The 25,255-nt window shown below is 46.2% G+C and carries 26 protein-coding genes; 20 read left to right on the plus strand and 6 right to left on the minus strand.

Annotated elements, in window-relative coordinates; genetic code table 11:
- Window positions 1-101 precede the first annotated feature (101 nt).
- From ABRS97_RS03560 to ABRS97_RS03580, 5 genes are all read left to right on the plus strand, one after another.
- On the plus strand, window positions 102-1,022 hold the full coding sequence (locus ABRS97_RS03560) for an AEC family transporter (RefSeq protein WP_367811528.1): 921 nt from the start codon (window positions 102-104) through the stop codon (window positions 1,020-1,022).
- Window positions 1,023-1,109: 87 nt separating this feature from the next.
- Window positions 1,110-1,412, plus strand: a complete 303-nt coding sequence (locus ABRS97_RS03565) for a hypothetical protein (RefSeq protein ID WP_367811529.1) — start codon at window positions 1,110-1,112, stop codon at window positions 1,410-1,412.
- Window positions 1,413-1,515: 103 nt separating this feature from the next.
- Window positions 1,516-1,881: a DUF423 domain-containing protein gene (locus tag ABRS97_RS03570; protein ID WP_367811927.1), complete on the plus strand. Its 366-nt coding sequence runs from the start codon at window positions 1,516-1,518 to the stop codon at window positions 1,879-1,881.
- 146 nt (window positions 1,882-2,027) lie between these two features.
- Window positions 2,028-3,902 carry a PAS domain S-box protein gene (locus ABRS97_RS03575; protein WP_367811530.1) on the plus strand — a complete coding sequence of 625 codons (1,875 nt, stop codon included), beginning with the start codon at window positions 2,028-2,030 and terminating at the stop codon, window positions 3,900-3,902.
- Window positions 3,903-3,926: 24 nt separating this feature from the next.
- Window positions 3,927-5,780: a sensor domain-containing protein gene (locus ABRS97_RS03580; RefSeq protein ID WP_367811531.1), complete on the plus strand. Its 1,854-nt coding sequence runs from the start codon at window positions 3,927-3,929 to the stop codon at window positions 5,778-5,780.
- Between the two features lie 55 nt (window positions 5,781-5,835).
- Here ABRS97_RS03580 and ABRS97_RS03585 read toward each other — a convergent pair whose 3' ends face one another.
- Window positions 5,836-6,312, minus strand: a complete 477-nt coding sequence (locus tag ABRS97_RS03585) for a hypothetical protein (protein WP_367811532.1) — start codon at window positions 6,310-6,312, stop codon at window positions 5,836-5,838.
- A gap of 247 nt (window positions 6,313-6,559) precedes the next feature.
- Between ABRS97_RS03585 and ABRS97_RS03590 the strand changes: the two genes are divergently transcribed.
- The 4 genes from ABRS97_RS03590 to ABRS97_RS03605 all read left to right on the plus strand — a co-directional run bounded on the left by ABRS97_RS03590 (window position 6,560) and on the right by ABRS97_RS03605 (window position 9,369).
- Window positions 6,560-6,862 (plus strand): YunC family protein, encoded by a 303-nt coding sequence (locus ABRS97_RS03590; protein ID WP_367811533.1) that lies wholly within the window; start codon window positions 6,560-6,562, stop codon window positions 6,860-6,862.
- A gap of 259 nt (window positions 6,863-7,121) precedes the next feature.
- Complete coding sequence (locus ABRS97_RS03595; protein WP_367811928.1) at window positions 7,122-7,901, plus strand: basic amino acid ABC transporter substrate-binding protein; 780 nt, start codon at window positions 7,122-7,124, stop codon at window positions 7,899-7,901.
- Between the two features lie 84 nt (window positions 7,902-7,985).
- Window positions 7,986-8,633, plus strand: a complete 648-nt coding sequence (locus tag ABRS97_RS03600) for an amino acid ABC transporter permease (protein WP_367811534.1) — start codon at window positions 7,986-7,988, stop codon at window positions 8,631-8,633.
- Window positions 8,634-8,646: 13 nt separating this feature from the next.
- The gene (locus tag ABRS97_RS03605) at window positions 8,647-9,369 is read left to right on the plus strand and encodes an amino acid ABC transporter ATP-binding protein (protein WP_367811535.1); all 723 of its coding nucleotides are present in this window, start codon (window positions 8,647-8,649) and stop codon (window positions 9,367-9,369) included.
- Window positions 9,370-9,823: 454 nt separating this feature from the next.
- Here the strand turns inward: ABRS97_RS03605 and namA are convergent, their stop codons facing one another.
- Window positions 9,824-10,837: an NADPH dehydrogenase NamA gene (gene namA, locus ABRS97_RS03610; RefSeq protein WP_367811536.1), complete on the minus strand. Its 1,014-nt coding sequence runs from the start codon at window positions 10,835-10,837 to the stop codon at window positions 9,824-9,826.
- 245 nt (window positions 10,838-11,082) lie between these two features.
- Here namA and ABRS97_RS03615 point away from each other — a divergent pair, with 245 nt between their 5' ends.
- Window positions 11,083-12,381 carry a homocysteine synthase gene (locus ABRS97_RS03615; RefSeq protein ID WP_367811537.1) on the plus strand — a complete coding sequence of 433 codons (1,299 nt, stop codon included), beginning with the start codon at window positions 11,083-11,085 and terminating at the stop codon, window positions 12,379-12,381.
- Between the two features lie 195 nt (window positions 12,382-12,576).
- A complete protein-coding gene (locus tag ABRS97_RS03620) occupies window positions 12,577-13,428 on the plus strand; it encodes a M15 family metallopeptidase (protein ID WP_367811538.1) in 852 nt (283 codons plus the stop codon).
- Window positions 13,429-13,486: 58 nt separating this feature from the next.
- On the opposite strand, the gene mtnA is transcribed toward ABRS97_RS03620, so the two are convergent.
- Entirely contained in the window at window positions 13,487-14,563 is a 1,077-nt protein-coding gene (gene mtnA, locus ABRS97_RS03625) for an S-methyl-5-thioribose-1-phosphate isomerase (protein ID WP_367811539.1), read from the minus strand.
- Entirely contained in the window at window positions 14,560-15,786 is a 1,227-nt protein-coding gene (gene mtnK / locus ABRS97_RS03630; protein WP_367811540.1) for an S-methyl-5-thioribose kinase, read from the minus strand. The genes mtnA and mtnK overlap by 4 nt, the downstream gene beginning before the upstream one ends.
- A gap of 224 nt (window positions 15,787-16,010) precedes the next feature.
- Between mtnK and ABRS97_RS03635 the strand changes: the two genes are divergently transcribed.
- From ABRS97_RS03635 to sufB, 8 genes are all read left to right on the plus strand, one after another.
- Complete coding sequence (locus ABRS97_RS03635) at window positions 16,011-16,460, plus strand: Dps family protein (RefSeq protein WP_367811541.1); 450 nt, start codon at window positions 16,011-16,013, stop codon at window positions 16,458-16,460.
- Between the two features lie 91 nt (window positions 16,461-16,551).
- Window positions 16,552-16,722 carry a hypothetical protein gene (locus ABRS97_RS03640; protein WP_367811542.1) on the plus strand — a complete coding sequence of 57 codons (171 nt, stop codon included), beginning with the start codon at window positions 16,552-16,554 and terminating at the stop codon, window positions 16,720-16,722.
- 112 nt (window positions 16,723-16,834) lie between these two features.
- Window positions 16,835-17,416 carry a DUF1802 family protein gene (locus ABRS97_RS03645; protein ID WP_367811543.1) on the plus strand — a complete coding sequence of 194 codons (582 nt, stop codon included), beginning with the start codon at window positions 16,835-16,837 and terminating at the stop codon, window positions 17,414-17,416.
- 158 nt (window positions 17,417-17,574) lie between these two features.
- Entirely contained in the window at window positions 17,575-18,405 is an 831-nt protein-coding gene (gene sufC / locus ABRS97_RS03650) for a Fe-S cluster assembly ATPase SufC (RefSeq protein WP_367811544.1), read from the plus strand.
- Between the two features lie 13 nt (window positions 18,406-18,418).
- On the plus strand, window positions 18,419-19,714 hold the full coding sequence (gene sufD / locus ABRS97_RS03655; protein ID WP_367811545.1) for a Fe-S cluster assembly protein SufD: 1,296 nt from the start codon (window positions 18,419-18,421) through the stop codon (window positions 19,712-19,714).
- Window positions 19,711-20,940 (plus strand): cysteine desulfurase, encoded by a 1,230-nt coding sequence (locus ABRS97_RS03660; RefSeq protein ID WP_367811546.1) that lies wholly within the window; start codon window positions 19,711-19,713, stop codon window positions 20,938-20,940. The genes sufD and ABRS97_RS03660 overlap by 4 nt, the downstream gene beginning before the upstream one ends.
- Window positions 20,924-21,358 carry a Fe-S cluster assembly sulfur transfer protein SufU gene (sufU, locus tag ABRS97_RS03665; RefSeq protein WP_367811547.1) on the plus strand — a complete coding sequence of 145 codons (435 nt, stop codon included), beginning with the start codon at window positions 20,924-20,926 and terminating at the stop codon, window positions 21,356-21,358. Before ABRS97_RS03660 ends, sufU begins: the two co-directional genes overlap by 17 nt.
- Window positions 21,359-21,412: 54 nt before the next feature.
- Window positions 21,413-22,810: a Fe-S cluster assembly protein SufB gene (gene sufB / locus ABRS97_RS03670; protein WP_367811548.1), complete on the plus strand. Its 1,398-nt coding sequence runs from the start codon at window positions 21,413-21,415 to the stop codon at window positions 22,808-22,810.
- A 222-nt stretch (window positions 22,811-23,032) separates the two neighbouring features.
- Here the strand turns inward: sufB and ABRS97_RS03675 are convergent, their stop codons facing one another.
- Window positions 23,033-23,392, minus strand: a complete 360-nt coding sequence (locus ABRS97_RS03675) for a YmaF family protein (RefSeq protein WP_367811549.1) — start codon at window positions 23,390-23,392, stop codon at window positions 23,033-23,035.
- A gap of 244 nt (window positions 23,393-23,636) precedes the next feature.
- Window positions 23,637-23,909: a hypothetical protein gene (locus ABRS97_RS03680; protein ID WP_367811550.1), complete on the minus strand. Its 273-nt coding sequence runs from the start codon at window positions 23,907-23,909 to the stop codon at window positions 23,637-23,639.
- A gap of 176 nt (window positions 23,910-24,085) precedes the next feature.
- Here ABRS97_RS03680 and ABRS97_RS03685 point away from each other — a divergent pair, with 176 nt between their 5' ends.
- Window positions 24,086-25,162: a C40 family peptidase gene (locus ABRS97_RS03685; protein WP_367811551.1), complete on the plus strand. Its 1,077-nt coding sequence runs from the start codon at window positions 24,086-24,088 to the stop codon at window positions 25,160-25,162.
- The last annotated feature ends 93 nt before the right edge of the window (window positions 25,163-25,255 follow it).

A 25,255-nucleotide genomic window follows, 5' to 3' on the forward strand; every position in this document is an offset into this window, starting at 1 on the left:
CTTTGGCCTCCAGGCAGATAATTTCTGTCTGGGGGCCTTTTTACAAAATAGGTATGTTACAATAGAGGTCATCCTAACAACTAGAAAAAAGAGAGGCCAACATGACTTATTTCCTCTACATTCTTATTAATAATATTGTGCCAATTTCTATTATGATTGCTATCGGCGCCGCGATGTATCGGGCTTTTAAAGTGGATATTCGAACATTATCCAAGCTGAATTTCTACGTGTTTTCGCCTGCGCTAGTTTTCGTGAAGCTCTATGAATCCGAGATGAACTTACACGTTCTCATGCAGGTTCTCTTATTTTTCGTCTTGTTTTTCTCCTTGCTTTTTGCGCTCATTGAAGTCGTAATCCGAGTGAGAAAGATGCAGGGAGGCATGCGCAGCGCAATGCGCAACAGCGTTATTTTCTACAATAGTGCGAACTATGCGATACCGCTGAATCAGACGGTTTTTGCCGGCAATTCGTACACGCTCTCCATTCAAATCGTGATCATGATCATGCAAACGCTGATTCCGAATACATACGGCATTTACACGGTGAATGCGCACAAATCCACCTGGAAAGCGACGATGAAGACGATTTTCTCGCTCCCTGTTATCTATGCCATCCCTGTTGCTCTGCTGCTGCGTTACTTTCACCTGCCTGTGCCGCATTCCGTTTATTTGCCTTTGCAGTATATATCAGGCGCTTTCATGGCGACAGCCTTGCTGACGCTAGGCGTGCAGTTGGGAGGCATGAAATGGGAATTTCATTTCTCCAACGTGCTGCTTTCGAATGCGTTGAGGCTTGCAGCGGGTCCCGCGCTTGGCTTCCTTATTGTTTGGCTGCTAGGTATTGAAGGGCTTACCGCCAAAGCGCTCGTCCTATCCTGCGCCGTACCCACATCACTTAGTAGTGTGCTGCTTGCGATAGAGTATAATAATGAACCGGAGTTTTCCTCCCAAGCCGTCTTCACTTCGACATTATTCAGCATGTTTACCTTGCCGATTGTTATCTATTTATTGGATTTTATGTGAATGATAGCGGATAAATTTATTTTTTGCAGGAATTTCGACAAGTTTCCTCGAATACAGTCACATATAACTTATTGAGGAGGATCGTTAATGAGATACCAATTTTGTCAAAAGGTTACTATTGTAGATATGAATGAAGAAATTTTGTCCGAAGTTTTGTTTGAACATGGAGAATATGAGTCTACCGCTCTATCGATCGGCTCCTCCGTTGTCATTTATCAGCTAGGCTTGAGGCAGTTCGATGTCGTGTATGACAAAAGAGAAGGAAAAACGGTCCGCTACAAGGTTGAAGATATTGAAATTGATCTCATTCAACAACCGACGGTATCCAGCGTGTTCCTTGAACCGGTCAGACTCATCGTCGGGCAGCATGATATTGGCGAAATCGGCTAAACAATATCATATGGACTTCATGCATGAGGTGGATTCCTTCTTGCAAATCAGCTATGATTAGGAAGAAATATCTACATCGTTGAAGGAGAAGAAGCCGCATATGATGAAATTATTTTTGCTGCTGGGCAGTCTGAATGCTTTTTTATCTGTAGCACTTGGTGCTTTTGGTGCCCATTATTTAAAAGAAAAGATAACGGCGGATCAGCTCGCGGTTTACCACACAGGCGTTCAATATCACATGATTCATGCGTTAGGGCTTATCCTCATTGCGATATTATCGGATAAATTAGGCCACAGTTCCTTGGTGAATGCATCTGGTTGGCTGATCTTTATCGGAATTATTTTGTTTTCAGGCAGCTTGTATGCATTGAGCTTAACAGGGATCAAATTCTTCGGCCCGATTACTCCGCTTGGAGGCGTTAGCTTCTTGGTAGGCTGGGTTCTTTTGGCAATTGCCGCATATAAGTAAACATCTGCACAATAGCGAATGACAGGAGTCGGGATAATCCGACTCTTTTTTCATTTCTTCTTGATTCAAGCAGGAGAAACCGTGACTCACGTAGAATTTATTAACAATTGAAAAGTTCATTCTTCCTTATCGAAAGGATGGGTAGCTTGACTGAATTCACAGGGAATCCATCGAGTATTAGGAAAATGATTCCAAAAGAGCTTGGACTTCTTACAAGTGAGGACCTGTTTCATCACACCTTTGACTATGCGGCGATCGGAATGGCGCTTGTCAGTCAGGACGGCAGACTCCTTATGGTGAATGCGATGTTTTGCAACCTGATCGGTTTCACTCAAGCTGAGCTTGTAGGCGTCCATTTCAGTGAATTCACCTATCCAGATGATCTGGAGGTTGATCAGCGCTTGCAGAGACAAGCGTTACAGGGTGAGCGAGAAAATTATCAATTGGAAAAGCGCTATGTTCACAGAGATGGATCTTTGGTTTGGGGAATTCTTAGCGTTTCGCTGATCCGGGATAGGGAAGGAAGCCCGCTGTACTTTGTGTGCCAATTTCAAGATATTACCGGGCGTAAATGGATGGAGCAGAAGCTGGAAGAGAGCAAGTTGCGCTACCAATCTCTGCTGCAGCATAATCCGGATATTATTTGTATTCTCGAAGAAACAGGGGCCATTATCAGTGTGAATCCGGCAACGAGCAAACTGACGGGCTATCATAAGCATGAGCTTGTCGGCCGCTCACTTCTGTCCATCGTGATGCAGGAGCATTGGCGGCAATTGTGGGACATGCTCCATCAAGCGAAGCAGGGTTTAATTGGAAACGCCGAAATTAAGATGGTACATAAACAAGGTCACACTGTAATTCTTGAAGTGGGTTTTATACCCATGATCATTCATGAGCAGGTAAGCGGTATCTATGTCATCGCGAAGGACATTACAAAACGCAAGCTGAACGAAGCCATAATTGACGAATTACATACAAAAAATCAGCTCATTCTGAATGCGGTATCAGACGGTATTTTTGGGATCAACGAGCAGTTCGGAACGATCTTCTGGAATGATGCCGCGATGCGTCTGACGGGCTATTCATATGAAGAGATGATCGGTAAAAATCCCTATTTGATTCTTACGCATGCGTGTGAAGCCGAAGAGTCGCTGAATTTGGCAAGCCGCTCGCCTCTGCATACAAGTATGTTGGACGGGGTCTATGATCACGACGCCAACGAAATCTTTTACAAAAAGAATGGCGAGTCCTTCCCCGTTGAATACATGGCATCGCCTATATACGATCACGGAAGTGTCGTGGGTATGGTGATTACCTTTAAAGACATCACAGAGCGCCGTAAAACGGAAGAAATGCTGCGAAAATCAGAAAAATTGTCCGTAGTTGGACAAATAGCTGCCGGCGTTGCTCATGAGATTCGCAATCCCCTGACATCGCTTAAAGGTTTCATACAATTTATGCAATCAGGGGCTGTAAATAAACAGGAATATTATGAAATTATGATGGCTGAGTTAAGCCGCATCGAATTGATCATTACAGAGATGCTTGTGCTGGCAAAGCCGCAGATGGTAGGCCGCCAGCCGAGAAGCATCGAGACGATAGTGAACAGTGTAGTTACTTTATTGGAAACACAGGCGGTCATGAGCAATATCCAAATCATTGTAGAAACTGACCGCGATTTGCCTCTGATCCTTTGTGAAGAAAATCAATTAAAGCAATCTTTTATCAACCTCATTAAAAATGCGATGGAAGCGATGCCGACCGGCGGTCAAATTCATATTCTTTTACAAGATGAGGGTTACGGTCATATCCGTATCGTGATTAAGGACGAGGGGGACGGGATTCCGGATGAAGTGTTGGAACGATTGGGTGAACCTTTCTATACGACGAAGGAAAAAGGTACGGGGCTGGGTATGATGATTACACACAAAATTATTGAAGACCACCAGGGATATTTACGTGTAGAAAGCAAAGTCGGTGAAGGCACAATAGTAACTGTGATCCTACCCATTCACCTATGATGGAGCAGCAGAAGGAGGACAACTGTGAAAAAGCGGGTATATATAGGCGGGTATCTCATTCTCGTCGTTTTCGGAAGCCTATACATAAAGCCGTATGCTGCATGGATCTGTATCCTTGCTTCCCTGATGCTGCTCATCTTGCTGCTTAGGAACGTTGCAAATACGAATACATCAGAATATAAGAGGCTTCAAAATCATGATCATCAATCGGTTCTGGATTCGTTATTTGAGCATAACCCGAATGCGATTGGCATTACCGACCAGCATGGCGAGTTCATTCGAATTAATTATGCGGCAGAGAGCATACTGGGTTACACGGCGAACGAGCTTATGCATAAGTCTTTCATATCGTATGTAACTGGAGAATCTTCGGAAGTGACGAAGAGCAGTCTGGAACAAGTGATGGGAGGCAAACCAGTAACCTTTGAAACAGCGGTGCTGCATAAGACGGGATATCGCGTGGATCTGCATGCGACAGCGGTTCCTGTTGGTATCCAGCCCGGGGTGAACGGCAGCATTCTTATTTGTCAAGATATCACAGAGCGTAAGCGCGGAGATGAGCAAATCCGGTACATGGCTTATTATGATGATATGACGGGGCTGCCTAACCGCCGAATGTTCAGAGATCATCTCAATCAAACGTTAACCTTGACGAGGGCAGTTGGGCAAAGAGTTGCTGTATTCTATTTGGACATTGATCGTTTCAAGTTAGTCAATGACAGTTTTGGGCATGATTACGGTAATATGCTACTGCTTCAGTTGGCTGAACGCTTCACGCGATGTGTAACGGAAAATGATTTCATCGCTCGTACAGAAGGTGACGAATTTGCTTTCTACTACACGAATGTAGCCGATTCTAACGATGCTATAGCGATAATTGCAGGGATAAATCGCGTCCTGGAGGAGCCGTTTCGGCTTGAACAATACGAACTTCATGTAACAGCAAGCATCGGAATTGCCATTTCTTCAGATGATGGCGAGGATGCAGAAATGCTAATGAAATATGCGGATATTGCTCTCGCAAGGGCGAAAGAAAAGGGCCGCAATGATTTTCAAATCTTTAACTCCGATATGAAATCGGTTTCCCTAGATCGTTTAAAGCTTGAAAATGAACTTCGCAAGGCAATTGCCGGAGAAGAATTTATTCTCTATTACCAGCCGCAGGTAGAGATCGAAACGGGGCGCATCGTCGGCGTTGAAGCATTGATTCGCTGGAATCATCCAGAGCGTGGACTTGTGGCGCCGAATCATTTTATTCCTTTTGCAGAGGAATCCGGTCTTATTGTACCGATTGGAGAATGGGTGCTTCGCGCCGCGTGCAAGCAAAACAAAGCTTGGCAGAATCAAGGCTATCCGATGATTCCGATCTCGGTTAACCTTTCGATGCGGCAGTTTTTCCAGTATAACCTGATTGGGAAAATCAGTTACGTGTTGGAGCAAACCGGACTTGACCCCAAATATTTGGAGTTGGAGATTACAGAGAGCATGACGATGGATGTCGATCATGCGATCCAATCCTTGCTTGAACTGAAAGAACTGGGAGTTAACGTCAGCATCGATGATTTCGGAACAGGCTACAGTTCGCTTTATTATTTGAAAAAATTCCCGATTGATAAGCTCAAAATTGACCGATCGTTCGTCCGTGACATTATGGTAGATCCGAATGACGCTGCCATTGTTGCAACGATCATTGCGATGACTCATCACTTGAACTTGAAGGTCATTGCCGAAGGTGTAGAGACGGAAGATCAGCTTCAATTCCTTCATGAAAATCGCTGCAACGAAGTGCAGGGCTACTGGTTCTCTCCACCAGTAACCGCCGACCATCTGGAAAGCATGCTTCTCAAAAGCGATCAAGCAGCAGTTTCCACAGAGTAAACCCAAAAAGAGTGTATCCCCTGTTGCAGTCAGGGGATACACTCTTTTTGGGTGATTAAAAAGCCACGTAATCGTCAATTTCGTTTAGTTTGAACAAATATACTTTCTTTTCATCCACATGGTACACTGTGATATTCTGGCTGCTGTTGTCATAATTTAAAATGCGGCAAGGCAGGTTCAATTTAATGCCCTGGCCCTTAATGACCGTTAACCGGATCAGTGTGTTATTCGTTTTGAATTCTTCCAACTGGGCGATGATTCTCTCAGAAGCCGCGGCAGGAGCTGGAACCGGAGCTGGCGGCATGGGTGCTTTTTTGGGAGCGTCTTTCGGGATATCGCTAACATGTTTAACATTGAGCTCAATCAGCTTGCCGAGTTCGATTCCTTTTATAATTTGATAATCTTTAATTGTGTCCGTGTTTAAAAGATGGAGGAGCTTTTCCAAAGCAAGGCCATTAGTGGCATCTTCGATTAATATCTCTACGGTGAATAAATGTCCAGTCTGATTCGTATTTGCTTTAGCTTGACTCATACGGCCTCCTTGCCCCAAATAATTTTTCTCATTATGTAACTATATCACTATATTATAACCAAAAACAGCTCGGATTTCACAGGATTTTGGAAATTTTGCGGATTTGTAAATATATGGGCCTACAACTTGAAAAGTATCCAGATGGAACAAAGGTTCAGATTATCGTTAACTAAGTGCTTTCCTTTACACCGTACGGGCTCCTTCCGCATATACTACCGTAAGACTGCAAAGAGGAGCTGTGCAGAGCATGATGCGCGTAGAACCCATTCTCCTTGAAGGACATACGGCTATCGCTATAGAAGTGAAGCTGCCCAAGACAACGCTGCTTGTTGTCACAACGGATAAAGGATATATCATGTGCGGGGCGTTGGACGTTGCGCTGCTAAACGAACGGTTGAGGGATAGAAACATTGTGGCAGCACGGGCAACGGGTGTTCGGACGATTGAAGAGCTCCTGGATGCACCGCTTGAATCCGTGACGCATACGGCCGAGGATTTAGGCATTGAAGCTGGAATGACAGGTCGGGAAGCCATTTTGAAAATGATGTAATCGTCAATCTCATAGTCAAAATAGAAACGTTGGAATCCGCAGATTCCAGCGTTTTTTGTATGAAAGTTCATCTTTGGGCCATCTGTTAAACCTGATGAAGGTCAAAAGCACTCAAGATGGGTGTTTTGCGTGATGGGAACAGGTTATTTCCTGTATATTCCTCAAGAATAAGTAAGCCCAGCCTGTTGTCAATTTATTAACCACAGGTTAAAATATAAATTCATACATTTAATTAGCGGAGGTTCTTAAGTTGAAGAAAATGAATAGTTTACTTTTGGCGCTTGTTTTCATACTTGCTATTACAGGTTGTGGCGCTAAAGAAAGCAGTGGCCCCAAGTACAAATTTGCCACAGATGCGGCGTATGCACCGATGGAATTTATGGATAAAGACAAATTGACTGGCTTTGATGCTGATTTTCTTGCTGAGGTCATGAAAGAAGCCGGACTTCAATATGATTTAACCAACACGGGTTGGGATACAATGTTAACCAGCGTTCAGCAAGGTAAAGAGTATCAAGGGGGCATTTCCTCTGTCTCCATAACGGACGAACGCAAACAAAGCTACGATTACACGATTCCTTATTTCGAATCCACGAATATGATTCTGGTTAAAGAAGGAAGCCCGATTAAGAGCGCTGCGGATTTAAAGGACAAGAAAGTTGCGGTTCAAATTTCAACGACGGCTGATACCCTAATGACCAACATTATGGGCGCAGACAATAAATCATTGAAGCGTCTGGACAATAACACGCTTGCTTTGATGGAGCTTGATACGAATGGCGTTGACGCGGTTGTTGCTGATATTGCCATCGTTCGCGAATATGTGAAAAATAACCCGAAGAAGAAATTCGTCACGATTTTGGATCCTCAAAACTTTGATTCCGAATACTATGGCATTTTGCTTCCTAAGGGAAGCGACTTGAAGGCTAAGCTTGATCCGGCGATTAAAAAAGTGATTGAGAACGGTGCCTATGCGAAAGTGTATAAAAAATGGTTTGGGCAAGAACCGGATACCAAGAAGCTTCTGGAACAAAAATAAGAACTGCGACAGCATGCGCGACTTCAACCTTGCGCATGCTTTTGTTCTGTAAACAGCACAATAGGTCATGAGAGGGAAGTGTGTATGGATTTTCGTTTTGATATCATTGTTGAATACATTCCTTTATTGCTAAAGGGTACGCTTTGGACTATAGGTATTTCCATTCTATCGATTTTATTCGGGTCTGTTCTTGGACTAGGCGTCGGTCTAGGCAGACTGTCTGCACGCTGGTATTTGCGCCTGCCGGCAAGCATGTATGTGAATTTTTTTCGCGGCACGCCGCTTCTCGTGCAAATTCTTCTTGTTCATTTTGGCGTCGTTCCCTTATTCCTGGGAACGACGAATGCGATTGTCGCTTCTATCGTTGCGCTTTCTTTGAACTCAGCCGGGTATATGGCGGAAATTTTTAGAGCGGGGATTCAGTCTATTGATAAGGGACAAACGGAAGCGGCCTATTCGCTTGGCATGACGCATGTGCAAACGATGAAATCGATTATTTTGCCGCAAGCCATCAAGCGCATGATTCCTCCGTTCGGCAATGAGTTTATTGTGCTCGTAAAAGATTCATCGCTATTCGCTATTATTGCGGCGCCAGAGCTGATGTACTGGTCGAATGCAATGCGCAGCCAATATTTCAAAGTGTGGGAACCTTATTTAACAGCCGCCTTGATTTATTTCATTCTTACTTATTCCCTAAGCAAGCTTCTTGCTTATCTGGAAAGGAAAGTGTAGGAGCATGAGTGCCATGATCGAAGTCAGAAATTTGAAAAAAGCGTATGGCGACAATGTCGTCCTCCGAGATATAAATGCGAATATCCAGAGCCAAGAGGTGCTGGTTGTCATCGGTCCTTCCGGTTCTGGGAAATCCACATTTCTTCGTTGTTTGAATCTGTTGGAACAGCCGGATGGGGGGACGATTCTTGTTGAAGGCAAGTCACTGATGGATCCTGGCAACAAGATTCATGAAATACGCATGGAGCTGGGGATGGTCTTTCAGCGGTTTCATCTGTTTCCGCATATGAAGGTCATCGATAACATTACTCATGCACCCATTCAGGTGAGAAAATGGCCTGTTGAGAAAGCGCGTAAGAAAGCCCTTGAACTGTTAGAAAAAGTTGGCCTTTCGGATAAAGCGAATGCCCTCCCGGACTCGCTATCAGGCGGCCAAGCGCAAAGAGTAGCCATCGCCAGAGCACTGGCTATGGAGCCGAAAATCATGCTTTTCGACGAGCCTACCTCGGCACTCGATCCAGAAATGGTCGGTGAAGTTTTAGCTGTTATGAAGCAGTTGGCTAAAGAAGGCATGACCATGGTTGTCGTTACCCATGAAATGGGATTTGCCCGTGAAGTTGGCGACCGTGTCATGTTCATGGAACAAGGTGTTATTGTTGAAGAGGGGACACCGGAGCAACTTTTTGAAAATCCGAAGCAGGAGCGAACTCAAGCCTTTCTCTCAAAAGTATTATAGGGGAAACTTTAGGAAGGAAGATCGATTGTCGATCTTCCTTTGACGTTATCATGAGTGGGCTAGCGGAACTATGGTGCGTTATGGCTAGTCATTTTGGCTTGAATGGGCATTTCGCGGAACTACAGTACGCTATGCATCTGAAATTTGGGATTTCACGCTAGCAATCACCTGTTTAACGCATCAGAGTTCCTCGTCATGGTAAAAAAACATGGAATTTAAAGGGATAACGCACCGTAGTTCCGTCGGTACAACTGGGCGATAACCCGTGATGGAAAAGAGAAGTGGCAGGCAGCCCAAAGTAGAACAGATGAGGATTATTCAAATGATGAGGCGGCTTCCTTGAATCGATCTTGCGCATCCAACACGAATGAAATTCGAGTCACGGTTGAAGACGGGAGAATTGCCCTGCTTCGCCAGACCATGTTTAACGAGCAGGACAAACTCCGTTAGGATCTTACCAGCCCCGCGTATACGGCGTAGGCGGAGTGATTTCGGCTTTTAATCTGAGCGCAGCGGTTCTAGCCCAGTAGGGGTCTCGGAGGAGAACTCTGCCCAGAAAGATAAGGTCAGCCCGTTCATTCCGCAGGATCTCTTCCGCGTGTTCCGGCTCTGTGATGAGTCCCACAGCACCCACGGCGATTGCAGCTTTGGAGCGAATCGTCTCAGCGTATGGAACTTGATACCCTGGGTATACTTGCGGGACGACGGGAACGTTGGCGCCGGAGCTCACATCGATGAAGTCGACGCCTTGCGCTTTAAGCTTGGATGCCACATATACGTAATCCTCTGGTGTCAAGCCATTTGGATCATATTCATGTGCGGAGACACGTACAAAAATAGGGCCATCCCAGCGCTCTTGAATGCGCGTAACCACTTCGCCTAATAAGCGGTAACGGCGATCGCGATCCCCGCCGTACTCATCATCGCGGTGATTGGTGAGCGGGGAGAGAAACTCATTAATTAGATAACCATGAGCCGCATGAATTTCAATAATGTCAAAGCCAGCTTCTTTGGCGCGGTATGCAGCATCGGCGAATGCTTTGATGGTTTCTTGAATTTGCGCGTGTGTTGCGGCATCTGGCGTTTTGTACGCATCTGAAAAAGGAATCGCAGACGGGGCAAGAATGGGACCCTCCAATGCGGCTTTCCGCCCTGCGTGAGCAAGTTGGATGCCTGCGTGCGAGCCATGCCCATGGATGCTCGCGACAACGCGGCTAAGGCCTTCTATATGATCGTCGCTCCAAATCCCCAAGTCTTTCGTGGAGATGCGGCCTTGCTTGGTTACCGCACTGGCCTCCAATAAGATGAGACCAACCTGACCAACGGCACGCGTGGCGTAGTGAATGTGATGCCAATCCTTGACTTCACCGGATTCGTCTGACGCGTACATGCACATTGGCGACATCACGATCCGATTCTTTAATGTGACTTGCTTAATGGTATAAGGGCTAAACAGCATGAAGCTCACATCCTATCTGAATATTTGATGAATTGTGTATTGACTTTATGAATAAAGTTCCATTATGATTATTGTATATTAATCCAGTAGGAATAATCAAGTTTAGTTCTCGGGCGTTCATACCGACCCATTTTGTTGACCAGTTCACTGGAGACAAAGTCTATCTGAAACAAGATGGACTTTGTCTTTTTTTGCTCCGCTAATGAAATTTATAAGGATTCCAATGTGCTTAAAAAATCGAGGAGGAATGTCAAATGTCAGATAAAGTAGAACGTCAATATTTACCTGAAACTCTAGCCATTCATGCGGGGCAAAGCGTTGATCCCACAACAAATTCGCGTGCGGTGCCCATTTATCAAACATCCTCCTATGTGTTTAACGATACGGAGCACGCAGCCAATTTATTTGCGCTCAAAGAATTCGGCAATATTTATACCCGCGTTCAGAATCCGACGACGGATGTATTTGAGCAGAGAGTTGCAGCACTGGAAGGAGCTCCGGCCGCGCTTGGTGTTGCGTCTGGTCAAGCCGCCATCACCTATTCCATCTTGAATATCGCCGGTGCAGGCGATGAAATCGTTTCGGCATCCAGCTTATACGGCGGGACGTACAATTTGTTCGCGATAACATTGGCGAAACTGGGCATCAAGGTCAAATTTGTCGATCCGAGCAATCCGGAGAACTTTCGTGGCGCGATAACGGATCAGACAAAAGCTATCTTTGCGGAGTCGATCGGCAATCCCAAAGGGGATGTTCTCGACATCGAAGCCGTGGCAGCTATTGCGCATGAAAATGGCCTTCCTTTAATTATTGACAATACATTCCCAAGCCCATACTTACTCAGGCCGATTGATCATGGCGCGGATATCGTCGTGCACTCGGCCACGAAATTTATTGGCGGTCACGGGACTTCCATAGGCGGTGTCATTGTGGACAGCGGGAAGTTCGATTGGGCAGCCAGCGGGAAATTCCCCGGCTTGACCGAGCCGGATCCGAGCTATCATGGGGTTGTGTACACAGAAGCGGTTGGACCAATCGCCTATATAATAAAAGCGCGCGTTCAATTGCTGCGAGACTTGGGTGCTGCGCTTTCACCGTTCAATTCGTTCTTGCTGCTGCAAGGCCTTGAGACGCTGCATTTGCGCGTTGAACGCCACAGCTCGAATGCTTTGCAGGTTGCCCAGTACCTGGAAGCGCACGAGTCCGTAGAATGGGTAAGCTACCCAGGATTGGAGAGCCACGCTTCTCATTCGTTAGCGAAAAAATACTTGCCTAAAGGCCAAGGCGCTATTCTTAGTTTTGGTATCAAGGGTGGGGCTGAAGCCGGCAAGAAATTGATTCATGCCGTCCAATTGTTCTCTCATTTGGCTAATGTCGGAGACTCCAAATCACTTATCATCCACCCGGCTAGCACGACGCATTCTCAACTGAATGAGCAGGAGCAAGAGGCAACGGGTGTAACGCCAGGACTTATTCGTCTATCTGTAGGCACAGAAGCGATTGAAGATATTATTTTTGATTTAGAGCAGGCGATTCAGGCAAGTCAAGCCTAGCGCAAAGAAAAGGCATTCTAAACTTGAAAGCTTCCGCGCGAAGGCATAAAATGAAAAAAGGAAAAAGCTGCGAATGAAGCGCAATAAGCTGATTCGCAGCTTTTTTCTATTTATGGGGGCAATTAAACTTTTTCAGGATCTGAGCAGTCTATTCCATGATTGCTTTTTTTAAACTTCGAGGAGGCTTTTACGAACATGAACCATCAGATGACATGCACGCTTGCACTGGCTGCGGCGTTTACGATATTGACTGGGTGTGCAAACCACCAGGGTGAACCATCACCTACGCCTGGCGGATCAGCCACAGCTAGTCCTGCGGCAAGCGCAACAAGCGCTTCGACTCCATCAACGACTGCAACGAAGGCACCGAGCGGGACTCCAGCAGCGAAAGCTTCCCAACCGCCAACAGCTTCACCAACTGCTCCAGCAGGGACGGGGAAAAATGGAGCTGTCCAGGTTATCGCGAAGCCGGAGAGCCTGACCGCGCTTGTGAACAAACAAAATTCACTTCCCTCTGACTATGAACCGACGGATTTAGTGTATCCGGACGTGCCGTTCGTTTTTTCAGAAAAAATGGAGAAGCGAAAAATGCGCAAAACCGCTGCCGATGCCCTGGAAAAGCTGTTTGCCGGAGCTGACAAGGACGGGATTCACTTAGCTGGCGTTTCTGCTTATCGATCGTATGCAACCCAGAAATCGGTCTTCCAAAGATACGTAGCGAAAGACGGGGAGGAGAAAGCTAAAACCTACAGCGCTGTTCCCGGAACGAGCGAGCATGAAACGGGACTCGCCATCGATGTGGCGGGAAGCAATGGCAAATGCGCAGCAGAGGACTGCTTCGGGGGCACCAAAGAAGCCAAATGGATCGAGCAGCATGCTGCGGAATATGGTTTCATTATCCGGTATCCGAAAGGCAAGGCAGACATTACAGGCTACCAGTATGAGCCGTGGCATATTCGCTATGTCGGAACAGAGATAGCTAAAGAGATTGCAGACAAAGGGAGTACACTGGAGGAATATTTTAAAGCTGTCCCTGTAGCGAAGTAAATGGCTCTTATACAAAAAACTACTCGCCCTATGAAGCATGGGCGAGTAGTTTTTTCTTTTATTCGAACAGGCTGCGCAAGCTCTCGTTATAAGGCGCTCGCAGAATGCCTTTTTCGGTAATAATTGCAGTTACGTATTCGTTAGGCGTGACATCAAAAGCCGGATTGTATACCTTCACGCCTTTAGGCGCTGTGCGTTTGCCAAAGCCTTGCGTAATCTCGTCTTCGTGGCGTTCTTCGATCGGTATATCTGCGCCTGTCGGCGTGTTCAGATCGATCGTAGACAACGGGCATGCCACATAGAACGGGATGCCATGCGCTTTAGCCAAAACAGCGACGCTGTAGGTGCCGATCTTATTGGCGACATCACCGTTTGCCGCAACGCGGTCTGTACCGACGATTACGGCTTGGATCCAGCCCTTGGACATGACCGCGCCGGCCATGTTGTCGCAGATCAGCGTCACATCGACGCCGGCTTGCTGCAGTTCAAAGGCTGTAAGCCGCGCGCCTTGCAGCACGGGCCGGGTCTCATCCGCGAACACCTTGATGTTCACGCCTTTTTCCTTCGCCAAGTAGAACGGCGCTAGCGCTGTGCCGTACTTGGCTGTCGCTAAACCGCCGGCGTTGCAGTGCGTGAGCACGCCGAAACCGTCTTCGAACAGCGTGAGCGCATGTTCGCCGATCAGACGGTTCGTCTCCTCGTCCTCCGCTTGGATGCTCCGCGCTTCGTCCAGGAGCGCCTGCTTGAAGGCATCCGGGCTTTCTCCGGCTGCCGCTAAAGCTGCTGCTCTCGCGCGTATGCGGTCGAGCGCCCAGAACAAGTTCACGGCCGTCGGGCGCGACGTCGCCAGATAGTCCGCTTGCTTCTGGACTTCTGTCAGAAGCCCTGCCGTATCCGCGTCCAGTCCGCGAATACCTAAGTACACGCCATACGCGGCGGCGATCCCAATCGCAGGTGCTCCGCGAACCTTCAAGTGTCGAATCGCTTCCCACACTTCAATTGGTGTTTCCAGCGGCAAATAGACGATTTCCTCCGGCAGCAACCGCTGATCTAACAGATCAAGCTGCTGGCCGTTCCAGCGCAAGGATTGCAAAGCGCCTTGCTCGCTCGTTATTTCGTTTACTCCATCGCTCATTGATTTGATCCTCTTTCTTTCGTCGATTCTTGGGTGGCTATTTCAATCAATTCATCAATTGATGATGCTTGACGGTTGAAACGAATTAGCTTCGTTCCGATGGCCAGCGCAAGGCGTCCTGCGCGCTCTCTAGCTGCTGCATCTTCAATTTTATCAATATCGGCTACATGTGCAAGCCCGTAAACGCGGCGTACCATTTTCGCGCCGGTGAAACCGAAGGTATCTTGAAGCAGTTGTGCTATGAAATAATCCTGATAGCCAGGTGATTGGAATACACGGTCAACGCCATGCTCATTCCACAAAGCGCGGAAGTGAGCCTCGAACTTTGACCATACGTCTTTTACCGTTTGCAGCAAATATTGGCGGTAGGATGCACGGCTTTCTTCATCCGGACTCCAGCCCTCTTGAGCGGCGAAATTCAGCAACAGATTAGCCAAAACAGCGCCAATGTCAAAACCCATCGGACCATAATAGGCAAATTCCGGATCGATAACCTTCGTGGAGTCGGCTTTTATGAAAATGCTTCCTGTATGCAGGTCTCCATGTAGCAGAGCTTGCGCGCTGGTCAAAAATTTATTTCGTAGAATCGCAACTTCCAGATGAAGCTCGCGATCCTGCCAAATGTGTTCGGCAGCATCCCGGATGTGAGCTTCGATGTTATTGGTTTCCGCATCGCGATACGGATCGTCGAAAATCAGATCTTCCGTAATTTTACATAGCTCAGGGTTAATAAAACGTCCGAGCTGGATTTTTTTCTCCTGCTGATTTTTTCCAAGGTCGGAAGTGAAGAACAGCGTGTTAGCAAGAAAACGTCCAATATGCTCAGCAAACAGCGGGTATTGGTTGCGTTCAATAAGCCCTCTTCGCATGATGATATGATCACTCAAATCTTCCATGACGGTAAGAGCAAGGTCTGGTTCGTAGGCATAAACATGAGGCACAAGATCAGGGCAGAGGGCCTCTTCAATTTGCAGTGCTTCGCTTTCGATTCGTGCGCGGTCAAGCGTTAGCGGCCAGGATTCCCCAACGACTTTGGCGTAAGGCAGCGCTTGTTTGAGGATGATGCTTTTGCCAGTGGCTGGCTCGGAAATATGAAAGACAAGATTTAAATTACCGTCGCCAATTTCACGGCTAGCAAGCTCGGAACCAGCTTGGAACAAGTCTGGAATGCTGCGCGCGTACTCAATTGCTTGCACTTCGGTAAGCGGGTGATATGTGGACATGGGAAGAGCCTCCTCTATGCTTTGGTTTAATTCCAACCAATTTACTATGTTTTGTTCATCTTTTCCTAGTATATGATAAAAAGTGCCAGCTTTAAATAGTTACTTCAGAAAAGCAACACAATTTACATATTATCAGGCCCATCTTGGCAAATTAGCATGTATGGCGATGGTTTTATGTTTCACAAATCAGAAGAAGATGAATCAACTGAGGGAGGGCGTAACGAATGGCAGTCGCAACATCACAATCCATTCAGGTCGTTTTGAATCAACAAATTGCAAATTGGGGATTGCTTTATGTTAAACTGCATCATTTCCACTGGTATGTGAAAGGCAACCAATTTTTCACGCTGCACGTTAAATTCGAAGAACTCTATAATGAAGCTGCTTTGCATGTGGATGAGATTGCGGAGCGTCTGCTCGCGATTGGCGGCCAACCTGCCGCAACGATGAAAGCTTACTTGGAGCTATCCACGCTGAAAGAGGCTTCTGGAGCGGAAACTGCAACGAAGATGGTGGAAGCAACTATTCAAGATTTCAGTATTGTGATTGAAGAGCTGAAAGCCGGAATTAAAATAGGTGAAGAAATTGATGATGAGACAACCTCCGACATGCTGCTAGCCATCCAAACAGCTTTAGAAAAGCATCGATGGATGCTGCAATCGTTCCTCGGATGAAGGCGTATTTACAAATTCTTTAATCTGCGCGAACATGCGGTTAATGGTGCCCGGCTATACTGAAAGCAAAAGAGTTATGGAGGATTCTATCGTGATGAAAATCCTAAATCTTCTGCTGATTTGCGCCGCTTGCCTCGTACTGCTCCTCGTAGCTTATGATGCGGATTCTCCTGGCACGCCAAAAGATCCGAATCCGATGAAGTCCAATCAAGAACAGTTCGCCCGCACGCAGCCTGCCTTTTACGCGGAAACTTCTAAATAAGAAAACAACGGGATGGCCGTAGAGCCGTCCTTTTGTTTTGTTTTCATAATTGTTTTACTTTTTAAGATTTCATATAATTAAACAATTATGCGAGTAGTGAGGTGTATAAAATATGGATACGAAACCAATAGCTCTTAAAGAGTGGGCGTCAGCGGTCAAAGCCTTGGCGGATGGCGCACAAACTTTTATTATGAGGAAGGGAGGAATTGTTGAAGAAACCAGAGATTTTGAGGTGCAGTCTGAGGCTTTCTTCCTCTACCCGACTTACGAGCACCAGCGCAAGGAATTGCTCAAGCTTAGCTACCAAAGTGTTATCGACGAATCACTCGCCGGTTGGAATCCTGAGAATCCGAACGTCGAGGTTTATCTTTACGCCAAGCTGGTAGAAGATATCGAGATCATTGATCAGGATCAGCTGAATAAGCTGTATCCCTACCATATTTGGACGGAGAATTTCACTGAGGAAAGATTGAAGTGGAAGCGTAAAAACCCGCTGCATATTATGGTGCTGAGAGTATATAAGCTGGACAGTCCCTTGACGATACCAATCGAACAGGCCTATCTGGGTTGCAAATCATGGATTGAGATTCAGGCTGATCTCCCTGCACAACTCGAAATGACCCCTGTACTTGATGATGAGGAGTTTGCTCAGCAAATCGCTCAAATCAAGCAAAGCCTTACTTTATTGTCATAGAAATTACATTTTCAAAGAAGTGCTTTTTTTCATGGAAATGCCCTTTCTTGATTTGATGGAGTAAGTTATAATAGAATTATTCTAATGAGAATCAGTGAGAATCATTTAATAATGATTTTCATTTAAAAAAGTACATTCACTTTATGGAGGCTTAAGAAATGGCAAACTCACCAACATTTACAATAGACGGGCTAAAAGCGAACGTCGAAGGAAAGGAAATTTTGAAAGGCCTCAGCCTTGAGATCAAAGGTGGAGAAGTTCATGCGATCATGGGACCGAACGGTACTGGTAAAAGTACGCTTGCTTCCGCATTAATGGGCCACCCGAAATATGAAGTAACTGAGGGTTCAGTAACGTTAGATGGCGAAGATGTTCTCGATATGGCTGTTGATGAAAGAGCACGCGCAGGCTTGTTCCTGGCGATGCAGTACCCAAGTGAAATTACTGGCGTAACGAACGCTGACTTCCTGCGCAGCGCGATGAACGTGCGTCGCGGCGAAGGCAATGAAATTTCCTTGATCAAGTTCATCCGTCAAATGGAAGCGAAAATGAAACAACTGGAAATGAATCCGGAATTCATGCATCGTTACCTGAATGAAGGCTTCTCCGGCGGCGAGAAAAAGCGGAATGAAATTTTGCAAATGCTGCTGCTCGAGCCGAAGATCGTTATTTTGGATGAAATTGACTCCGGTCTCGACATCGACGCATTGCGCATCGTAGCTGAAGGCGTTAATGCTATGCGCAGCGAAGAGCGCGGCTTCCTGATCATCACGCACTATCAGCGCCTGCTGAACTATGTTAATCCTGATTTTGTACATGTTATGATGCAAGGTCGTATTGTGAAATCCGGTGGTCCAGAGCTTGCTGAGCGTCTGGAAGCGGAAGGCTACGACTGGATCAAAGAAGAGCTCGGCATCGTGGATGAAACCGTTGGTCAAGACGCGGAAGAATTCAAAGTTCCTATGAACACGACTGCGCCGAAGTACTAATCAGGAGGAAACCATGAGCACTCAAACTACACTCTCCATAGATTCTAACGCGGTCATCACGCTTTCCCGCAGCAAGCAAGAGCCGGACTGGATGACTTCCCTTCGTTCCGAGGGGCTTTCGTTAGCTCAATCCTTGGAATTACCGAAGCTTGAAAAGACGAGAATTGACCGTTGGAGCATATCTTCTTACGGTTCCTATAAAGCGCAAGCCCCGCTTGCTTCCTTGGATGAGCTGCCTGAAGCAGCTAAAGGATTGGCAAGTCCAGACAACTTAATCGTGCAACGAAACTCCGGCATCGTGCACAAGCAAGTTGCTGAGCAGTTGAAGCAGCAAGGCGTTATATTCACTGATTTGGAAACGGCTCTTAAAGAGCATGCGGACTTAGTGAAGCCTTATTTCATGAAAGCTGTTGAATCGAATGAGAATCAATTGACGGCTCTGCATGCTGCACTTTGGAACGGAGGCATTTTCATTTATGTGCCAAAGAATGTCCAAGTTGACATTCCGCTTCAAGCTCTGTTCGTTGCTGACGATGCGGAAGCGACCTTTGCTCCGCACGTTCTGATCGTAGCTGAGTCCTTCAGTTCAGTAACTTACGTAGATAATTTCGTTTCTTCGCTTTCTGGCGCTTCTTTGGTACAGAACGGCATCGTTGAAATCTTCGCGAAGCCAGGATCTAAAGTAAGTTATGCATCCGTGCATAATTTTGAAGATTCCGTTACGGATTTGACTTACCGCCGCGCGATTCTTGATAATGACGCCAGCATTCAGTGGGTTGTAGGCGAAATGAACTATGGGAATTCGTTGTCCGATACGACGTCAATCTTGAAAGGCAATGGATCTGATTCCGATGCGAAAGTCATTTGTGTTGGAACTGAAGAACAGAAGCTGAACCTGACCACACGTGCTGTTCATTGGGGGAAAGCTTCGACGAGTGATATGATTACTCGCGCAGTCATGAGAGATGGCGCAACAGCGATCATCAACGGAATTACGAAGATCGAGAAGGGCGCGACAGGCTGTAATGGTCAGCAAACAGAGAAAGTGTTGATGCTGAGTCCAAAAGCACGTGGAGACGCTAACCCGATTCTACTGATCGATGAAGATGATGTAAAAGCTGGTCACGCAGCGAGCGTAGGCCAAGTTAACGCAGAACAGGTGCATTATCTGATGTCTCGTGGTATTACAAAAGAAGAGGCTCAACGCTTAATTATCTATGGATTCTTAGCGCCAGTCGTTTCTGTAATTCCAATCAAGAGCATTGAAGAGCAACTGCAAAGCTTAGTGGAGAGGAAGCTGGGACAATGAATACCTCGGAGATACGTGAACTTTTCCCTATTTTAAAGCAAGAAGTGAACGGTCATCCTCTGGTTTACCTGGACAGCGCAGCTACTTCCCAGAAGCCTATCTCGGTGATTGAAGCACTGAAGCATTATTATGAGTGGGACAATTCTAACGTTCACCGTGGGGTTCATACACTGGGATCTCGTGCGACTGACGCTTATGAAGGGGCACGTGCAAAAGTGGCCAAATTCATCAACGCGTCCAGCGAGCAGGAAATTATTTTTACCAGAGGGACAACAACAGCTCTTAACATCGTAGCGAGCAGCTATGCACAATCGGTGCTCAGGGAAGGCGACGAGATCGTCATTACGCCGATGGAACATCATGCAAATCTGATTCCTTGGCAGCAGGTCGCCAAGCGAACAGGCGCTACCTTAAAATATATACCCTTGCAGCCTGACGGCACGATCTCGCTTGCTGACGTAGAGACGGTCATTACCGATCGCACCAAAATCGTTTCAGTTGTCTATGTGTCCAATGTGCTCGGAGTAATCAATCCGGTCAAGGAGATCGCCCGCATCGCCCATAAGCATGGCGCGAAGATGGTGGTGGATGGCGCTCAAAGCACGCCGCATATGAAGATTGATGTACAGGATTTGGATTGCGATTTCTACGGGCTGTCCGGTCACAAAATGTGTGGCCCTACCGGAATCGGGGCATTGTATGGGAAGAAGGCCCTGCTAGAGAATATGGAGCCTGTCGAGTTTGGCGGCGAGATGATTGATCATGTGGATTTATATGAAGCTACATGGAAAGAACTGCCATGGAAATTTGAAGGCGGGACGCCAATCATCGCTGGAGCTGTTGGCCTTGGCGCGGCTATTGATTTTCTGCAGGAAGTCGGAATGGACAATATTTATAAACATGATATGCAGCTCACGAACTATGCGCTGGAACGTATGACACAGATCGAAGATCTGACGGTTTACGGCCCCATGAAAGACCGCGCAGGACTCGTAACGTTTAATCTGGGCGATGTCCATCCTCATGATGTGGCTACCGTTCTGGATGCGGAGGGAGTTGCTGTACGGGCTGGACATCACTGCTGCCAGCCATTGATGAGATGGCTGGAAGTGAGCGCTACTGCACGTGCGAGCTTTTATCTGTACAATACAGAAGCCGATATTGACCGACTTGTGGCAGCCTTACAAAAAACAAAGGAGTACTTCGGTCATGCAACAATTGGATGATTTATACCGCAGAGTGATTATGGATCACTATAAAAATCCACGCAACCGTGGAAAGTTCGAGTCGGATGAGTCAGTGACCATCGATTTGAATAATCCGACTTGCGGCGACAAGATTTCGCTGCAAATGCAGGTGGAAGACGGCATCGTCAAGATTGCGAAGTTTACGGGGGAAGGCTGTTCGATCAGCCTTTCATCTGCTTCCATGATGACCGACGCTGTGAAAGGCAAAACACTCGAAGAGGCGCTGAGGATGGCGGAAGATTTTTCCGGTCTGATGAAAGGCGAGCATCCCGAGTTCGAATATGAAGACATTGAGGCGTTATCTGGCGTGAATAAGTTTCCGGCGAGGATCAAATGCGCAACTCTTGCTTGGAACGCACTTCGCAAAGGAATCGATCAATCCAAACAGAACGGATAAGTAAAGCTTAAGGAGTCCGTTTTGCAGAAGCAAAACTTGAAGGAGGAAATGACCATGGCGAAACAAATGCCAGATCTCGAAGATTACAAGTATGGCTTTAGAGATGAGCACAAATCGATTTTTCAATCCGGTAAAGGCTTAACTCGTGAAATCGTGGAGGAGATCTCCCGAATTAAAGGCGAACCTGACTGGATGCTGCAATTCCGCTTGAAATCGTTGGAGCAGTTCTTTGCAATGCCGATGCCGCGTTGGGGCGGAAACATGGATGACCTGGATTTCGACGATATCCAGTACTATGTGAGGCCATCAGAGAAGCAAGGTAAAACGTGGGAAGAAGTACCTACGGAAATTAAAGAAACCTTTGACAAGCTTGGTATTCCAGAAGCAGAACAAAAGTTCCTTGCTGGCGTATCCGCTCAATACGAGTCCGAGGTTGTTTATCACAGTATGCAAAAGGAACTCGAAGACCAAGGCGTTATCTTTACAGATACCGATACGGCTCTTCGCGAGTACCCGGAGCTGTTCAAAGAATATTTCGGAACGGTTATTCCACCAAGCGACAACAAGTTTGCTGCTTTGAATAGTGCCGTATGGTCCGGCGGTTCTTTCATCTACGTGCCAAAAGGTGTAAAATGTGAAGTTCCGCTGCAGGCTTACTTCCGTATTAACTCCGAGAACATGGGTCAGTTTGAGCGCACGCTCATCATTACCGACGAAGATAGCTTCGTGCACTATGTAGAGGGCTGTACAGCGCCAATCTACAGCACAAACTCGCTTCATAGTGCGGTCGTTGAGATCGTGTGTAAGAAAAATTCTCGCGCTCGTTACACTACGATCCAAAACTGGGCGCCGAACATTTACAACCTCGTTACCAAACGTGCGGTTGCTGAAGAGAATGCAACGATGGAATGGGTCGATGGCAACATCGGTTCCAAACTGACGATGAAGTACCCGGCTGTCGTGCTGAAAGGCCGCGGCGCTAAAGGGATGGTTCTTTCCATCGCTGTAGCAGGTAAAGGGCAGCATCAGGATGCTGGTGCAAAAATGACGCATCTGGCGCCTGAAACGACTTCGACCATCGTATCCAAATCGATTTCGAAGCATGGCGGCAAGGTGACATATCGCGGATTGGCTTCATTCGGACGCAACTCCCAAGGCTCCAAAGCGAATATCAAATGCGATACCTTGATTCTTGATAATGAATCGACTTCGGATACGATTCCTTACAACGAAATCATGAACGATAATATTACGCTGGAACACGAAGCAACGGTATCCAAAGTGTCTGAGGACCAGTTGTTCTACCTCATGAGCCGCGGTCTTACAGAAGCGGAAGCTACACAAATGATCGTTATGGGCTTTATCGAGCCATTTACAAAAGAACTTCCTATGGAATACGCCGTTGAGATGAATCGGTTGATCAAATTCGAGATGGAAGGCTCCATCGGTTAATACTCTGAAAAAGGGGCTGTCCCAAAGTCACAAAATGACTCCGGGGCAGCCCTTATTTTTTCATTTTGTTTTTATGCCATTCATGACTGGGTCTGGTTCGACATTTGTATAAAAACATCAAAGGAGCGCCGCAGCTGCTCCTTTGATGTTTTTTATTGAGCAATCGATTTTCATAGCGCTGCAAAAGATTTCCAACATATATTTTTACTCAATACTGGTAGATCATACGAGAGGTTGTTGAATCAATGTTGCGAAGTTGAATCTATGCCTATGACCATCATTTAATGTTGTCAGTCCAGTAACAAAGTGTACATGCTTGCCATTTCCAACCGGAATTGCGGGTCCAGTTCTAATTTTTTTAAGATTATGAAAATGGTTTAAGAAATCAGTGTGCGTAAGATCGATTTCATGAACATGGCTTATCCCAAATGGGATGACTTGCCCGGTAACCCCGGCAAAACGATGATTGTGGCGATCAGCGCCTTGTTCTGCTAATTTAGTACTGCCTTCAAACTCATGCACATGCGTTTGCGCCTGTTTGATTTTCGTTTTGCTTTTTAGAGTTAGTTTTTTATTTATCATAGTAACAATCCCTTCCTAACAAAATAGGTCATGCTTATTTATTCTGGCAACAACAACAGTATAAATAACGCGACCTTTGTCCAGTAAGGGATGATTGCCTATTTGTAAGGAATATCTATAAAATGAAATCACAGCCGTCGCAATACAGTTGCAGTAACCTAACGGGCTTTGATCTTTGGCTAGTTTTTTTAAATCCGCAGATTATATGAAGTGGATCGTCCATCTATTTTAAACTCTCCTAATGTTAGCTCCACTTGGTTTGTAAAGTAGGATCTACCCAAATGGGGATGACTATGGAGCAAATCCAAAGCAAGACCAGTAAAAAGGAAACTAAGGATAGAACAAACCCGTCTTTTTTCCCATAGCGCATAAAACTTATGAATCCGCATATAAAAGCCGCGATTCCAAATAGGAGGCCAAGTGGTACAGGGATGAGGAATATATTGAGGGCAACCGCAACTAAGCCGAAAATAATGGCATAGAACGGTAAGGTTGAACCAGCTTTATTTTCATTCAAACAAATCACCAGCTTTGCATCGTATTTACATGCTCATCATACCATAGAGTCCCTTTTGAATACGAATTCCCAATAGGATCCTATGAGGTAAATGCTGTTTGCTGATGCATATTTGTGACTGGCTTGTCTCACTCTAAAGAGGATAATAACGTGTCCCCAAAAGGAGAAGAGAGCGCATGTGGAAAAGGCTGAAAGCAGCAGTAGGAGGTATGGTCGTTATTTTAGCAACGACTACAGCTTGTGGGAGCGACAACACGCTGCCCAACCCTTCAGCATCATCACCCTCTGTACAACATGGGAATACAGACAGTCAAACGAGTCAGAGCTTATCATTGGATGAGCAAGTAAAGACGTTGCTGAAAACGGAAAACGCGGTGATTCCCCTTAAAACAATAGGCAATATCAGCTACGTTTCTGCGACAGAACTTGTGCAAGTTCTTGATTTTCGTTCTAAGTGGGAAGCATCCAATAAAAAGCTATTGATTGGCGACAATGATGCCAATTATGAAATGACCATGAATTCGACGAATGCCAGCAAGGAAGGTCATCCTATTCAAGTGAGCCGGCCATTTGTAAAAGAAGGGGATATTGCCTATATTCCAACGGATACACTGGGAGATCTATTTAAAGAAGATATGTCGTTTAACGTGAAGGATGGACAACTCGTCATTTATCCATCTTCTGTGAAGACGATTGACCGGGAGGACAGCACAGACTCAGGCGGGGTCTCGTCCGAGCTTGATTTTGGAGATGATGGAGCGACACACCCCGTCAATTCTAGTGACGATGTCAGTCTAGATCAACAAGTCTGGTCGCCGGCTAGTCAGGATGAAGCTATCCCAGTTATCAAACCAATCGATGCAGATGCTCTGATCACTAAAGCGAAGCAATATTTAGGTGTGAAATATGTGTTTGGGACAAACCCGTACCCCCAATCAGGCACTTTCGATTGCTCAACATTCACGCAATATATTTTTGGTAAATATGGCGTTCAGCTTCCGCGAGTAGCACGTGAGCAAGCGCTGCAAGGCAAATTGGTCAGCAGAAAAAGCTTGCGCAAGGGGGATTTGATGTTCTTCTTTGTGCCTGGGCGATATAAAAGCAACAACACAGTGGGCCATGTTGGCATTTATGTGGGGAACATGCAAATGCTTCACGCATCCCCCAAACCTAAGGATGGGGTGCAAATCACCAACATCGATAAACCATATTGGAAATCAACATTTCTGCGCGCAAAAAGGATCATTGGATAAGAGCAATTGCGATATGCAGAAATGAAAAAGTCTATCCCGAAGGATAGGCTTTTTCATTTCCATAACTTTCACTACCTATTATTTTTTTACCAA

Origin of the sequence: Paenibacillus tabacirhizosphaerae, from assembly GCF_040812395.1 — a bacterium.
Taxonomy (GTDB): Bacteria; Bacillota; Bacilli; order Paenibacillales; family NBRC-103111; genus Paenibacillus_E.